Consider the following 14,979-nt stretch of genomic DNA (forward strand, 5'->3'; position numbering starts at 1 on the left):
TTGGCAGAACCGGGTCGGTTCAAGTGAAAATATGCCCACTTGTGGTGTGCATCACCCGCGCTTAGTCGGACGGGCGGGATTCCTGCTTCGACAGCCGGCTCAGGAGGCCGTCGTAGCGGGGCGGCATGAGTTCCAGCACGGAAATGGCTGTGCTGGTGCGCTGGATTCCCTCGATTTCCAGGATCTGGTTGGTGATGCGGTAGAGATCTGCCGTACCGCGGGCCACCACCTTGGCCATGAGGTCCGCGTCGCCGGTGGTGGCGTGCACTTCGATGACCTCCGGAATCGCGGCGAGCCCGTCCTCCACCGCCCCTGTCCGGGTCTGGCTGATGGACAGCGAGAGGAAGGCCATCAGGTCATAGCCCAGCGCCGCGGGGTCCAGCCTGCGGCTGAACGAGCGGAGGGCGCCGCTGCGCTCGAGCCGTCCCAGCCGGGCGTGGACCGTATTGCGTGCGACGCCGAGAGTCCGGGAGAGTGCCAGGGCGCTGGCTTCGGGGTCCTTGTCCAGGGCCAGGATGATCCTGCCGTCGAGGGAATCCAGGGTGCAGGGGTTCGGGATGGTCATATTTTCACCACAGTCAGTTGAAGTTGAGCAGAAGTCCCAATGGGTTGAGGGTATCTTGCATTGTGCGCCGGGTCACATCCATGATCGGTGCTCATGACCCCTGATCAACTCCTGACCGCACCGGAAACGGCCCTCCCCACGCTTCGTGGCGCGGTGGCCGGCCTTCCGCCCTACATTCCGGGCCGGCGCAGCGCCGGCACGGACATCGCGGCCCTCGCCAGCAACGAAAGCCACTACGAGCCCCTGCCCGCCGCAGCCGCTGCGGTGGCCGCAGCGGCCGGTACGATGAACCGCTACCCGGACAGCGCCGCCGTCGAACTCCGTGAACGGCTTGCCGGGCACCTGGGCGTCACGGCCGGAGAGGTCGCGGTGGGACCCGGCAGCGTGGGCGTCCTCCAGCAGATCATCACCGGACTGTGCGATGCCGGGGATGACGTGATCTTCGCGTGGCGCTCCTTCGAGGCCTACCCCATCCTGGTTGAACTGGCAGGCGCCCGGCCCGTCCGCATCCCGCTGGATCATGCTGAGGGCCACGACCTCGACGCCATGGCCGCGGCCGTCACTGCCCGCACGAAGGTGATCCTGCTCTGCACCCCCAACAATCCCACGGGGGTGCCGATCAGCCACGATCGCATCGAGGCCTTCCTGCAGTCCGTCCGCTCCGACATCCTTGTGGTGATTGACGAGGCCTATGTGGAATACGCCGAAGCGGGCAGCGGCCCCGATTCGCTGGCGCTCTACCGCCGGTACCCGAACGTCTGCATCCTGCGCACCTTCTCCAAGGCCTACGGACTCGCCGGCCTGCGCGTGGGCTACGCTGTGGCGGCGCCTGGCATCGCCGAGGGGCTGCGCCGGACGGCTCTTCCCTTCTCCGTGAGCGCGCTGGCCCAGAAGGCGGCCATCGCATCGCTGGACGCGGGGGAGGAGATGGAAGCCCGGGTCGCCGCGGTCAAGCGGGAGCGCACACGCATGGCCGCGGCATTGCAAGCGCAGGGCTGGAAACTGCAGGCGAGCCAGGGCAACTTCCTGTGGGTCCGTGCGGATGAAGACCTCCTGACGAGGCTGGTGGACGCGTTTGACCGCGCGGGCATCCTGGTCCGGGCGTACCAGGGCGACGGCGTGCGGATCACCGTTGCCAGTCCCGCCTCCAACGACCGTGTGCTCCGGCTCCTGGCAGCCCACGCAGCCTGACAACCGACTGACTTGAAATCCCAACCCGTTCCACCTACAACCAGAGGACTCCCCATGGAACAACAGACAAAGACGTCTGGCCGCGCCCTCGGCGCGGCACTCAAACCCCGTCAGCTCACCATGATGGGGCTCGGAAGCGCCATCGGCGCGGGCCTGTTCATCGGCTCCGGCGCCGGCATCCAGGCTGCCGGCCCGGCCGTGCTGATCTCCTACCTCGTCGCCGGCACGCTCATCATCCTGGTGATGTGGGCTCTCGGCGAGATGGCCGCCGCCAACCCGGACAGCGGCGCCTTCTCCGTTTATACCGCCAAGGCCTACGGGCCGGTGGCCGGCGCCACCGTGGGCTGGCTCTGGTGGCTGCAGCTGGTGGTGGTCATCGCCGCGGAAGCGCTCGGTGCGGCAGGGCTGCTGTCCACCATCTTCCCGGCCCTGCCGGTGTGGCTGATGGCCTTCGTGTTCATCGTGGTGCTCACCGCCGTGAACCTGACCAGCGTGAAGAACTTCGGCGAGTTCGAGTTCTGGTTCGCCCTGCTCAAGGTGGCTGCCATCGTCGGGTTCCTCCTGGTGGGCGCTGCCCTGCTCTTCGGCTGGCTGCCGGGCGTCCAGTCGCCGGGCCTGGCCAACTTCACCGGTGCCGGCTTCGCGCCCGACGGCTTCGCCGGAATTGCCACGGCACTCTTTGTGGTGGCCTTCGCGTTCGGGGGCACCGAGATTGTGTCCGTGGCCGCAGCCGAAACGGCTGAACCGGCCCGCAGTGTGAAGAAGGCAGTCCGGACCGTGCTGTGGCGCATCCTGGTCTTCTACATCGGCGCCATCTTCATCATCGCCGCCGTGGTCCCTGTGGGTTCGGCAGGGCTGAAGAGCCCGTTTGCCGTCGTGCTGGAGGCCGCCGGCATGCCAGGCGCAGCCACCGCCATCACCCTGGTGGCCGTAGCAGCTCTGCTGTCCGCCCTGAACGCCAACCTCTACGGCGCCTCCCGGATGGCGTACTCCCTCGCCGAGCGGGGCGAAGCACCACGCTGGCTTGCCTCGGTGTCCAAAGCCCGGGTCCCGGTGGTTGCTGTCCTGGCCAGCGTCGCGTTCGGCGTTGTCACGGTTGTGCTGGAGCTGGCTTTCCCCGAGATGGTCCTTGGCGTCCTGCTCAACATTGTGGGTTCGACCTGCCTGCTGGTGTGGACGTCCGCGCTCCTGGCCCAGCTCGCGCTGCGCCTCCGTGCCGACCGGGAGGGAACGGAGCTTCCCCTTCGGATGCCCGGCTTCCCGTGGCTCACGTGCTTTGGCCTGGTGATCCTCGCGGCGATCTTCACGGTGGGCTTCATCGGCGAGGATTCCCGTCCCCAACTCCTGAGCACTTTCGCGCTGGTGGCGCTTCTGGCGGTGGCGAACTGGCTTCACCACCGGAACCGGAAGGTTGCGTCCCGTGTCGACGCTACGGAGCGTGACAAGCAGACGGTGCTCGTCGACTGAACTAAGTGCAGCTGACCGTTTCGAGGGTTTGCCGCAACTGGGGCGCGTTAACTTTTGTGAACTGGTCCCCGGGAGTCGGAACTGAATTTTTTCAGTCTAACTCCCGGGGAACAATTCAACTTCGTCAGACGCGCCCTTCGTTGTGCATGCCGCCCCCAAGTTGCTAAGTGACATAAGAAGCGCCGACGTTATTCGGGATTGCTTAGACAGGATCGAGGGCGCTGCAGCTTTGGTCATGAGGTCTCTTTCTGCGCAGAGGTGCCGCTGGACGGTCCGTCTGCCGGAAGTTCGCCAGCATTGCCCGTCGCAACCGCAACGCGCTGATGGCCAGGGTGGCGGGCCGCGACTGGCGACTGGCTTTCTACCGGATGAAACACCCGTTTGGGAAGCCGTGCATTTTCGCAAATACTCCTTTTCGACGTTAGTCCCGAAGTTTGCTGAGCGGTGTACTACAGTGGCGTCATGCCCGACGAACGACAAGACAGTCTGATCCCGGTTAGGTTCCTGAAGCCTCCAGTGCAGCGCGTTGAGCTAACTGTGCATTTTGTTGCCAGTGATGCTGTCCAGGCTAGCCACGTGGCTCCGCTGAGGGAACTTTGGATAGGGTCGTACCCGAAGGTCACCGAGCGTGCTCCTACACCAGCAGATGATGTACCGTCAGACCGCATTTCGGTCGTCGACGAAGAGTCTCATTGGCCCATCCCTTACACGAGATACTCCAGCAGCGTGAATCGTCGGTCCGTTGCCTATCAAGGGGACCGTTTCACAGTAAGTTGGGGATTTGATGAAGAGTCCGGTGCGCCTTACCCGGGGTTCGACAGTCTTTTTCAGACCATGCAAGAGGAATTCGGCGTTTTCTCCGATGTCCTAATGCGGAGTGACATCAAGATAGGGATCGTGCGTTCTAATTGTCGATACTCCAACCGAATTCAGGGGCTGTCGGCAAGTCAGTTAGCTGTCGGAGTCTTAACACGCTGGAAAGGGCAACTGGATGTCGCAGATATGGACTCTGACTATGTTGGTGTCCGTCTGCACTCAGATGATGACAATAGAAGAAACTGTGCTTCGCTTGTCAGCGTAGACGCTCATGTAGGTCAGGACCCTATGCTGACCATTTCCGTGACTCAGTCTGGGGAAACGGAAAAGTTGAATGGCATCGCAGTGGCTCACGATGAAGTGATTGATAAATTTCTTAGCTACACTTCGCCGACTCAGCATGAATCGTGGGGAAGGATTTGAATGAGTGAGCTTGCATGGCCTGAGCCGGATATTGGAACGTCTGGGACGTCTCGGACGTGGAGAAAAAAGGCCGTCGTTCTGTTGTACGCCCCACGCTCCAGAGATGCTGAACCCTTCGAGTGGTCCTTGGAATATTCCGGCAGCGAAGAACAGTCCAGCGGCGAGGAAAAGGAGACGCCTGCCGTTGCGGAAGCCCGCAACACTATGCGCAGTCTCTCTGTTGATGAACTCGGTGCTTCTGGCCTGACGCAAGGTGTGCAGGATCGAGTCCTAGAATTTCTTGATGCAACCACAACAGAAGCGTCGACCTTCCCGTCTATAGTCCCCGACGATGACGGTGTGGCCGTTCTGCATTGGGTCGCGGGGGAGAGGTCTCTTCAGGTTGATGTTGAAGAGTCTGGTCCAACATACCTTTGGGCCAAGGAGCCGGGCCACGAGGCGGTCGTGTTGACGGAAGCCAGTGCTATCACGGTTTGCGCAAGGGTCAATGTACGTCGAATTGCAGAGGATGTAACGGCCGTCAACCCTGCCTGGCGCGAGCGTATGCGGCGGTTATGAACGAATGGCAATATGATGATCCGGAGATTGACGACCAAGACAGGTTGTTCCGAAGGGTCCCCAGCAACCCGAATTGCCAGACGTTTGATCCATTGACTGAGACCTACAAGGTGAGTCCTGGAGGTCTACGCAGAGCAGCAAACGAGGGGATGTCGACCCACCTTCAATCGATCATCGACGCAAGGGGGAGAGACGTCACTACCCTCTATGACGCAGCGCGATATGGATCGGTGAAGTTCGTCGTAGCCGTGCCGCGCAGCGCGGGTGCAGGTGTACTGCCCACGCCTGCACCCGAAGAAAGAGATGAAGATCTGCGGGCGGCTCACACGGAAGTTCGACCCCCAACGCCCAGTCACGACAAGGTATTTTGGAGAACCGTCGTCAACGTGATCGCCGCAAGTAGCGAGTGGGTACAGCCTCCCGTGAGCGACCAAGGGAACTGTGGATGAGTCTAGTGTTTATGCGGTAAAACTCGGGAGTTCTTGTATACAGCCAGAGACTCCTCCACCCATCTCCGCTGCCGCCGACGCGCTGCTTAGTTCTGCGGCTTGCAACGGTCCACCGCTGGGGCGGCTGCCACGGCGTTAGCTTACGAGCTATGCTTCCTGTCACCGATAAGTCTTCTATTCCCGATCATAGGCATTCTCTACCGCTTGGCCTTTCGCGCTATCGGGGGATGGACACTTATTCAGCAATCAGGGAAGTTTGAGCGACAAAACGAGTGAAGCGATCTTGAGATGCCAGTGCTGATTTGTATAGGGCACGCTCCTTGTGATACTTTCTACGCGCTAACCCTGATTTTAGGTGTTGGTGTTTGCTAGCTGCGATTTTCGTAACCGGTTCGATTCCGGGGCCGCTTTGGTGGGCAACTGCCATCGCGGTACTGCTAGTGGTTGCAGTGAATGTCATTCCCGTCGTTGTTGCAAAAATTAGGGTTCTAACGAAACTTCTACCTGACAATGTACGTGCGAATGGAACGGTGGTCTTTATGGGTGTTATCTCCTGTTTTGTCTACGATGCAATCAAGGCTATGGTGAGCCTCAACACCTAAGCTCAGGGCTAGTGCCAGCAACGAAATAGCGCGTATCGGTAGTTTATCTCCCGGTATCTGCGTCCCATGTCTGGTGTAAGCTCCGTGCAAGTCTCAGTGCATTTTCTCGATGCTCCAGAAGACATAGGCCTACTCAAACGCAACCACGAAGTAGAAGAGGCTACGGCGCCAGCCCTTCACACCTGATAGTCGCCCATCGTTGTCAGTCACGCGTGACTTTGGGCTTCTGCGCCAGCCCCATAAACATCGTCCGGTGCAGGATGTCCACGTGCTTCCGGGAGACCTCCACCGCTTCCTCAACGTTGCGGGCGCGCAGTGCTACAACCAGCGCGATGTGGTCCCGGTGCGACGTGTGCAGCTTCTCGATGGGGTAGGGGATGAAGTAGTCGTAGAGCTCGGCGAGGGTCTCGTGGTAGACCTCGATGGCTGTGTTCACTGCCACGAAGAACACGATGACCAGCAGCTGGAACGCCATCAGCGCGTAGTTGGCCTTGTCCGCCACCTTGATGCCCAGGATGTTCAGCAGCGTGGTGACGACGATGAAGCCCACGATCCACACCGCGATGGGGCTGCCGGGGAACTGTGCGCTCAGGTAAGAGCCGCCGATCAGCCAGATGACCATGGGCAGGAAGAGGTAGTCCAGCAGGATGGCCCAGCCCTCCAGGAACCCCACCCGGGAATCGATGGACTTGCGGACGTAGGTGTACGCGGAGCCGGCCACGGGGCGGCGGGCCTGCTGGCCACCATCTTCCCGGCCCTGCCGGTGTGGCTGCTGGCCTTCGTGTTTATCGTGGTGCTCACCGCCGTGAACCTCACCAGCGTGAAGAACTTCGGCGAGTTCGAGTTCTGGTTCGCACTGCTCAAGGTGGCGGCCATCGTCGGGTTCCTCCTAGTGGGCGCCGCCCTGCTCTTGGGCTGGCTGCCGGGAGTGCAGTCGCCGGGCCTGTCCAACTTCACCGGCGACGGATTCGCGCCCGACGGCTTCGCCGGGATCGCCGGGGCACTCTTCGTGGTGACGTTCGCATTCGGCGGCACCGAGATCGTCTCGGTTGCCGCAGCTGAAACAACGGCGGAGCTGGCCCGCAGTGTGAAGGCTTTCTGCCCTCAACGCCAACCTCTACGGTGCCTCCCGCATGGCGTTCTCCCTCGCCGAGCGCGGTGAAGCGCCACGCCTGCTCGCTTCCGTGTCCAAGGCACAGGTTCCGGTGGTCGCGGTCCTGGCCGCGTTGCCTTCGGCGTTGTCACGGTTGTGCTGGAACTGGCCTTCCCCGAGATGGTCCTTCCCATTCTGCTCAACATCGTGGGCCCGACCTGCCTGTTGGTATGGACGTCCGCGCTCCATGGTGCTGGGTCTGGTTATCCTCGCGGCGATCTTCACCGTGGGCTTCATCGGCGAGGACTCACGCCCGCAGCTCCTGAGCACTTTCGCCCTGGTGGCGCTGGCGAACTGGCTCCACCACCGGTCAGGGAACGTTTCGACCGGTGCTGAATTTTCGGAGGGTGCCAAGCAGTCTATTCTTATCGACTGATCATGCGCTTTTGGACCACCTCAGGTTCGGCGCATGAAGAGGGTGCGTCCGGCCTCGCATGGACGCACCTACCTCACGTGGGGAAAGTTCCACGACCCTGCTGCTGTCAATGATAGATGCCAGGCCCGATGAAGCTTTGTCCCGATGGGACCCTATTGAGCTACGCGGTGCCGGGAGGGACGAAATTCCCACTCGTGCAGGCGGAACGGAAAATTCCCCCGTTAGAAGTACTGTCTTTCATATATCCATCGCGCAATGTCCGTCCCTAACTGCCGCACAGTAATACCGTTATTCCTTTTTCAAAATTCCCGTAAGTCCGGCCAGCAGAAGGGCGCCTAAGAGCCACGAAAGGCCCTTGATACCAGCAAATGCCATGGGAAGTAGCACGCTGTTGGTAATTTGCCAACTCTTGGCCTGCCCTGTGTCAACCGCCGGTAGCGCCGTATCGATGGCAAACAAATAGGGGCTGAAGCTTGGGTAGCCGGGGACATGCGGATTTGTGGAACCGTTTAGCGGTGTCGGATTTCCTGAACCATCGAGGACTGTGATCTTGGCAACTTCGCGGTTAGTTGGAGTGAAGTCATTAGCGTGCCAAACCGCAAGGGTGAAGGATAATACAAGGATCGCACCCAACCAGATGAACGGCCGCAAAGGGCGGTACCCATAGCCAACGAGCCATCGGTAAAGCCAGTGGAAGGGTTTCGACCGCCAATGAGACGACCTAGTGGTACGTATCGCAGCTTGGTACCGCAACCATCGCGCTTCGCTGCTCTGCCCCATGCTGTCGAAGACTGTGGCGAGCGCTCTCCAGGGTTGAGCGATGAATTCCTTCTTGCTGCCCCGCGGAATGGAGTCAAGCCAACTGGCCGCAGCGTCGCGGTCCTCTTTTATGAATCCATGAAATGCCCCCAATTCTAATCCTTGCGCTGACAAGAGGTTTGGCAAATATGGTTTGTTCACGGGCCGATCCTGTGTAGTTACAAGGGTGCCGATCTGCGCATATGCAAGATTTGTCCTACCTTCGAATGCTTCGTTAGCAAGGTGAAGTGAGTCAATTTTTGAATTCGTAACACGCAATGCAACTCCATCCGGGTTACGAATTTTGGCGTCAACAAAACTGAGCAGCCCACCAATTCGCACTCGGTGGGCTCGCATCATTCCATCTATGGCAAAACCGTCATTACAGAGCACACTGCCGGAGATATTCGCAAAGTCGAGATCGACTGCAACCTTTTTCGGGTTATTGATAGATGCACCCGCAAAGTTAAGCTGTCCTCTTATGTCACAACCAAACGCCTTCATTTGCCCATCAAGGTTGAACCCGTCGGTAAGAAAAACACTACCCTCAACAGTGGCCCACGACATGTTGAGGCCAATAGGTTCTGAGCCATACTCCGACGCAACCAACGATGCTCCGGCAAGACTTATTTGCTTCCGGAAATGTGCGCTATGAAACCTGACTTCGCCCTTTATTGATGCTGCGTCATCGAGGAAGACTTCGCCCCCAATATCGGCGCCATCGAAGTTCACCGCTGGACTATTATCGGCGCTTATCTTCGCGCCACTGAGTCGAATTTGGCCGCCTAGCTGCGCGCCTGCGGCCCTCAGCTCGCCTCTCGATCGCACCCGTTCAACAACGAAACTGCCGGCTAGAGATGCGTTATCGAGGTTCAGAGCGGGTCCTTCGAGGTTCTTGAAGGTGGATCCGGTCGCGTGAAACTGTGAACCGAAGTTGGCTCCCACGGCACGTATTTCCCCTTCCGAACTGAGATTTCTGCAGAATACATCGCCCGCGACCTGAGCCCCATCCAAGTCAAGAGCAGCGCATTCGAAGTTGTTCTTCAGGGAAGCGTTTTCAAGCACGAGTCGCCCTGCCAGCTGTGCATTTTGGGCTCGAACTTCTCCTTTGGCAGTCAAATTGTCCATGAGAACGTCTCCGGTAACTCTTGCAGCATCAAGATTCAAGGCCCTACCACCCGCGCCATCTAGTGTGGCTTTAGCTAACACGACCCGCCCGCGGATTTCTGCCGAACTCAGCCGTGTCTCGCCGGACATGTGTGAACCAAAAAATCCGAGGCTGCCCGAGATCTTGGCAAAATCAAGCCGCGCCCCAGATATATTGCAGGCTAAAAAGTCGATCGTTGAAAAGGACCCATAGCGAAAGGACAGTGGGCTTTCAAAGAGACTATAGGCTATGGAAAGTGGAGTGGTGACTTTGGTGTAGTCCATGTCAAAAGTACCCGAAATGTATGCGGCGCGAATCCGCAGTCCTCGGGGATCTGCTTTGAGTGGAGGATTCCTTAGCACTTCTCGCAATGTACTGGCCGGTATCGTCGATCCACTGCGGTGCGCCAGAAGCCAAGGGCGATCAATTAGTGTATCGGGTACTCCAGGAGCAAGATCCAGGACTTCACCAGATTCGATACTTCTTACTAGTCGGCTTGTCCAGAGATCTTCAACTTCGCTAGTTTCATTGTTTAGGGGCACCCCACCACAATCCTCTAAATCAAAGGCGATTCCAAGTTGACTCTGTCTCAGGACCATGCCTCATGTCGATTGCACTTCTCATTTTCACGAAATAGCCTGACTCGGCGACTAAGAATAATGGGGATCCGGCAACAGGACGCTCAGTCGAAGGGCTCTACACTTTGCCTTGCGACCAAAGGAAGTCAAGGTGCTTGAACGCGAGATCCTCCCCGAACTCTCCGAATGTGTCTGTGAAGTTGACAATCAGGCACTTTTCACTGCCTCCGTTTGCTGGCCCCCTCAGTCCGCGCCCCACCATCTGCAGATATGCATTGGGGCTGAACGTGGGCCTGCCGACGTATAGGGCCCGCACGTTGGGGGCATCGAAACCTCGTGTGAACAGGTCACAGTTAACCAGTACCCGAGTGTCGCCGCGACGGAACCTTTCAACCTCCCTTCTACGGACTCCCGGTGACGTCTCACCACTGAGGGCAACGGCCGGGACGCCGCGAAACAGCAGCAGCGCCGCAAGGATGCGAGCGGATTGGACCGAGGGTGTGAAGACAATTACTGGCCAGTCCTCCGGGAGCCCAGTTATGTGTTCAAGGAGCGCGTGCATTCGGTTCTGGTCCTGCGCGATGCGATTCATGACAGAAGGAGGAATCATCCCCTGCACCTTGAGCCGTGTCAGTTCGTCTCCAACCAGTTCAACGTGCGAACCAGGAAGGACGTCGTGATCAACCCGGGAAAGAATCCCCCTGGACTGAAGTTCCGCCATTGGGTCGGGGGCGTTCATGGCAAGCTTTCGATGCCCAAAGAATGCTGCAAGCTCGAATGTCGCAGTCAGATTCTTACCCCTATAAGGCGTCGCCGTCAGTCCGATCAATGGCCGCGCACATGACTCCTCGTCGATGCCCAACGCTCGCAGTGCCACGGCGTAATTTCTTCCCATAGCCAGGTGAGCTTCATCAACTATGACCAGTGCCGTTGTCTCTTGTAACCAGCTGTTGCGGTCCACATCAATTTGCCGGGCTAATTTGGCGTCGGTCGCTATCACGATCCGAGGCCCCCCGCTCTCAGGGTCACCCAGATCGTTGATTCCCCAAAATCTGTGGATATCTATCTGGCGCTCGTCACCGAATGTCCGCCAAAGCGACTCGAAGGTTGATACGGCCTGCTCGCAAAGTTCGTCCGATTGGGCGATCCACAGGACGGTCGAGTCGATCTTTCCGGATCGCACCATCTCCACGACGGCCTGTGCGGCCGTTCGCGTCTTCCCAGCGCCCGTGGGAAGGTGCAGCATACCCCTTTCCCCGGATTGAATGAGTTCTTTAAGTTCGTCGACTAGTTGTCGCTGGTAGTCATGAAGCGGTTTGACTTGGCCCGGCCCAGGAACAGACAGAAGTGGGTCCCGAGGTCTCCCTGGCTCACCCGCGTAGGATTCCGGGAATCCGAGGTCGAGGGCGAAGCGTCTCGCCGCCGTGCTGCCGCTCCAGTGATAGGGGGTCTCAAATCCTACGGCTGTCAGCTCGCTGGAAAGCTCCTCCAGCGCTGATTCGCCGAAGACGTTGCTGAAGAGCTGGGGGATGGAGGACTGCTCCTCGGCGAGTGCCGGCGCCCCGATAAGGTCAACGAGTCCGACTGGGAGTATCTTCTTCATGGCAGAGACTGAGATTAGAGCCTGGAGTTTTGAGGGAACGTCTAGAGCTTGTCTGCAAAGCCGCTTTCTGCGCTCAGCGTCGATGCTCAGAGAGGATTGGAGAATGCCTGCTTGACTATGTTCATCCAGATCGACGTTCGTTGAACTGACCAGCTGCTGAAGGATCTCATTGTCCGCAAGTTCCTCAGAAAAGAAGAAGGTATCCTTTTCCATGACCGAATCGAAGGATGCTGATAAGGTGCCCGCGGCAGATTTCCAGGCAACCTGAATTTCTTTGCAAGGAACCAACAATATCGACTTGAGAATGTCGCGAGTCTTGTTGAGGGTTCGAAGTCTTCCAAACCGGTTGAACACCGGTTCGGGAGCTCCCGCCCCTGCTGTCATAATCGCCAGCGATAACCCGGACTGGATGTCGGAAAATCGAGGATGCCTTGTCAATTCTTCAAAATCCTCCGGCCTCTGGCACGCGACGTACGGGACTCCGATGTCCTTTACGAATGTGACTTCTGCCTTGGATCGGGCCACCAGTACGACCTCCTGAGCAGTGGAGCTAGGCATCAGAAACTTGGCGACGTCAATATCGGCCAAAGTATCGAGTGGTAGTCGGCTCGCTGCGGCGAGGAATTCTCCCAGAATCCAAGGGTCCGATTCGGGCGTCCCTCGTTTGAAGGCTTCGCGGATTAAATCCGGGGGCACCGCCGCTAACGCGGCTGGCATGGATCCTGTGGAAGATTCTGGATCTGTAACCACCGGGAGGATCTGACCGAATCTGCTTAGGCTGTGCGCAACAGCCGTAGCGAGCGGACGCTCGCCCCACGTCGTCGGCGCGGAGCCGTAAGTGCTTGCAGCCCAAAGGTGAGGCGCTGGAAGGACGACGGTCTTCGCGCCGTGGGCGTTGCGGGAGAGAAATGGGGAATAGGTCCAAGATTCCTCCACAGGAATCTTTAGCAGACTGCGCGTCCACAGGGCTAACGACTCCCAGTCTTGATCGTTGCGAAACGTGGCTAGTGGCCAGAGGGGCCCGACCCCGTTGATCTGGTCAAATTCTAAAAAGGGGCTGGTTTTCTCAAATTTGGTGGAATAAACATGATCAGCGAATTCTTTGTATTCATTGAAAACTATGTCCCCAGAAAGCCGTTTAACTTCCATGGCCTCCGGAATGGTGGCAATGCCTAAGACTGTCAATAGTGAATGCCATTCTGCAGCAAAAGTGGGGTCCAGTTTGCTGGATGCGTTCCGTGGTGAAACCAGGCCCGGCCCGATAACTCTCTGAGGAATGCGCCATGTTCCGTCGCTGGCCGGAACGCGAAGGTCGGCTTGTTCGCTGCAGTATTCCGTGATGACCGAGATAGACTCTGTTTTCGTGAGGTTGCTGGCGATTCGCCAGAACACGGTCCATTCCAGGTGTGTCCAGGATCGTTTGTTCCTCGCCAACAGAAGGCTGAGTTGTCGCTGGACTGTAAGGTGTTCGAATCCCAAGACCTCAAGCGCATCCACTGAACCCGGCAGGGCCAGTAAACCCGGATGAACGAGACGAATACCTGTGAGAGCTTGCGGCAAATTCTGCGCAATGAACACACTGTCGGTCGAGTCGGCCTTGGCCAATGCCCCGTCAGATGTGGGAATCGCGAGCACCCTGGATCCCTGTGCAGCCATCTTGTCATCGCTGAAAGTAGTTAGAAGCAACAGCGCATCCAGGCAGGACTGGTGATTGTTTCGACGGACCATCATGTCGAGCCATTCCGCGAGTCTGGTCTCATTCGATTGTTTGGCGCCGAAGCCGCGAACCAGACCACGTAGCCGTGAACGTCGAGTATCACTGCGGTAGCAAGTCCAGTGAGCACAGGACTTCGGCGTATGAGGGCTCGAGGCCCACTCTCTTACGTGATTCTCCGCCAGCTTCAAGTCCAGGTTGGGTAGCTTTAGCCTCTCAGGTATTTGAGATTTTCCACTGCAGTCAGGGATGCACGGATATTCTCGTGCCACCATCCTGATATGTCTGGAAAGCTCGCGATCGTAGTGGAATGAAGATTCGGCAGGGTCAACTGGTAGGTACTCAAGCGAACGACCTGGATCGTCATCCGTACTCAGCAGGGGGAGAGTCTCAAGAATGAGCTGTGCAAAGGCAGCGATAATCTCGTCGTTAAACTTGCTGACCAGAAGGCCGCTGCGGTCGTCACTGACATGCCACGGGGCGCTCAGAATTCCGCGTGCGGTGGTCTGATCTCGGAGAGGGAATACGGCGGAAAAATGGCCCCGGGTGGTTGTCTCCGCCGGTGCAGCGTAGGACAGAAGAATCTTTGGGCGGGCAATGGCCTTCGGGACAGCCGACAAAGCGTCCGCGGACGGGTACACAACTTTGGACTGAACCCGCCAGCGCGACTGCTGGACCTCGTTGCGGCTTATGGTGGCCCAGCCACTGGCGTCAGTTGATACGGTCAGAGTCTTTTCCGATTCCGCGAGTGCCGTGCGTACGGTCACGGTCAGAGTCCGGACCATTGGCAAAAATAGCAGGATGTGGGGGTCCAGATCTTCAATGCCCGTCGTCACGAGTTCTGTGCCGGACTCCAGTGGAAGCCTGATGATCGTCGAAGCCCAGGTTGCTAGCTGGGCCAAATCAGTATCGTGTTCAAACGCTCGCGAGGGGTCGAGCGGCCATCCTAAGCGAAGCAACGGAACGGCCCGGTCACTGAGTCCAACGGCAGATAGACGCTGCCTCGATACTTCACGATCGAACGAAAAGCTGATGGATCGGCTGATGACTTCTGGTTTGCTGGTCACAGCTAGGACGGACTTGAATCCGAGGCCGAATCGTCCAAGATCCTCATTGGACTTCGGGCTCAAGTGCGCATTTAGGATCGCAATCATTCCGTCTTCGGTGAGCGGCTCGCCGTCGTTTGCGCAGTAGAGGTACTTATCTGTGAGAAGCAGCTGAAGCCTTCCCGCTGATGACCCAGACATTGCATCGGAAGAATTCTGGATGAGCTCTGGGATGAGCCGTTGCCCGTAGCTTCCGGCTCGGTACCCGTCCTCTTCATTGAAATGCTCCAGCAGAAGCTTGGGTTTGGCGGCGTACGAGTTGATTGTTTCATTCTGCTCGCGCTCCAGTGACTCCTGAAGTTCGGGTCTGCCAGCCCAATCAACAGCTAAGCGGATCGCGGCTTCGGATTCTTTCATTTGGGACATCTGGCTTCCATTCCCCCTGAACCACTGGCAACCGCGTTTGGCCCAGACTATATGGTGCCGGGCTTGG

General features: G+C 58.5%; 8 protein-coding genes and 1 pseudogene. 5 read left to right on the forward strand and 4 right to left on the reverse strand.

The window, feature by feature from the left end:
- Window positions 1-61: 61 nt before the first annotated feature.
- The gene (locus F8G81_RS05915; protein WP_267278082.1) at window positions 62-565 is read right to left on the reverse strand and encodes an Lrp/AsnC family transcriptional regulator; all 504 of its coding nucleotides are present in this window, start codon (window positions 563-565) and stop codon (window positions 62-64) included.
- A 93-nt stretch (window positions 566-658) separates the two neighbouring features.
- Between F8G81_RS05915 and hisC the strand changes: the two genes are divergently transcribed.
- The 4 genes from hisC to F8G81_RS05935 all read left to right on the forward strand — a co-directional run bounded on the left by hisC (window position 659) and on the right by F8G81_RS05935 (window position 5,020).
- Window positions 659-1,756 (forward strand): histidinol-phosphate transaminase, encoded by a 1,098-nt coding sequence (gene hisC, locus F8G81_RS05920; RefSeq protein WP_267278083.1) that lies wholly within the window; start codon window positions 659-661, stop codon window positions 1,754-1,756.
- A 54-nt stretch (window positions 1,757-1,810) separates the two neighbouring features.
- Entirely contained in the window at window positions 1,811-3,223 is a 1,413-nt protein-coding gene (locus F8G81_RS05925) for an amino acid permease (protein ID WP_267278084.1), read from the forward strand.
- 462 nt (window positions 3,224-3,685) lie between these two features.
- Window positions 3,686-4,462: a TIGR04255 family protein gene (locus F8G81_RS05930; RefSeq protein WP_267278085.1), complete on the forward strand. Its 777-nt coding sequence runs from the start codon at window positions 3,686-3,688 to the stop codon at window positions 4,460-4,462.
- Window positions 4,463-5,020: a hypothetical protein gene (locus tag F8G81_RS05935; RefSeq protein ID WP_267278086.1), complete on the forward strand. Its 558-nt coding sequence runs from the start codon at window positions 4,463-4,465 to the stop codon at window positions 5,018-5,020. It abuts the gene before it with no gap.
- A 1,253-nt stretch (window positions 5,021-6,273) separates the two neighbouring features.
- Here F8G81_RS05935 and F8G81_RS23500 read toward each other — a convergent pair.
- Window positions 6,274-6,792: an amino acid permease gene (locus tag F8G81_RS23500; protein ID WP_323809236.1), complete on the reverse strand. Its 519-nt coding sequence runs from the start codon at window positions 6,790-6,792 to the stop codon at window positions 6,274-6,276.
- Between F8G81_RS23500 and F8G81_RS05950 the strand changes: the two are divergent.
- Window positions 6,793-7,600, forward strand: a pseudogene (locus tag F8G81_RS05950) (amino acid transporter); the annotation flags it as partial.
- 288 nt (window positions 7,601-7,888) lie between these two features.
- On the opposite strand, the gene F8G81_RS05955 reads toward F8G81_RS05950, so the two are convergent.
- Complete coding sequence (locus tag F8G81_RS05955; RefSeq protein WP_267278088.1) at window positions 7,889-9,829, reverse strand: hypothetical protein; 1,941 nt, start codon at window positions 9,827-9,829, stop codon at window positions 7,889-7,891.
- A gap of 412 nt (window positions 9,830-10,241) precedes the next feature.
- On the reverse strand, window positions 10,242-14,903 hold the full coding sequence (locus tag F8G81_RS05960) for a DEAD/DEAH box helicase (protein WP_267278089.1): 4,662 nt from the start codon (window positions 14,901-14,903) through the stop codon (window positions 10,242-10,244).
- Window positions 14,904-14,979 lie beyond the last annotated feature (76 nt).

Source organism: Arthrobacter sp. CDRTa11, from assembly GCF_026427775.1.
Taxonomy (GTDB): Bacteria; Actinomycetota; Actinomycetes; order Actinomycetales; family Micrococcaceae; genus Arthrobacter.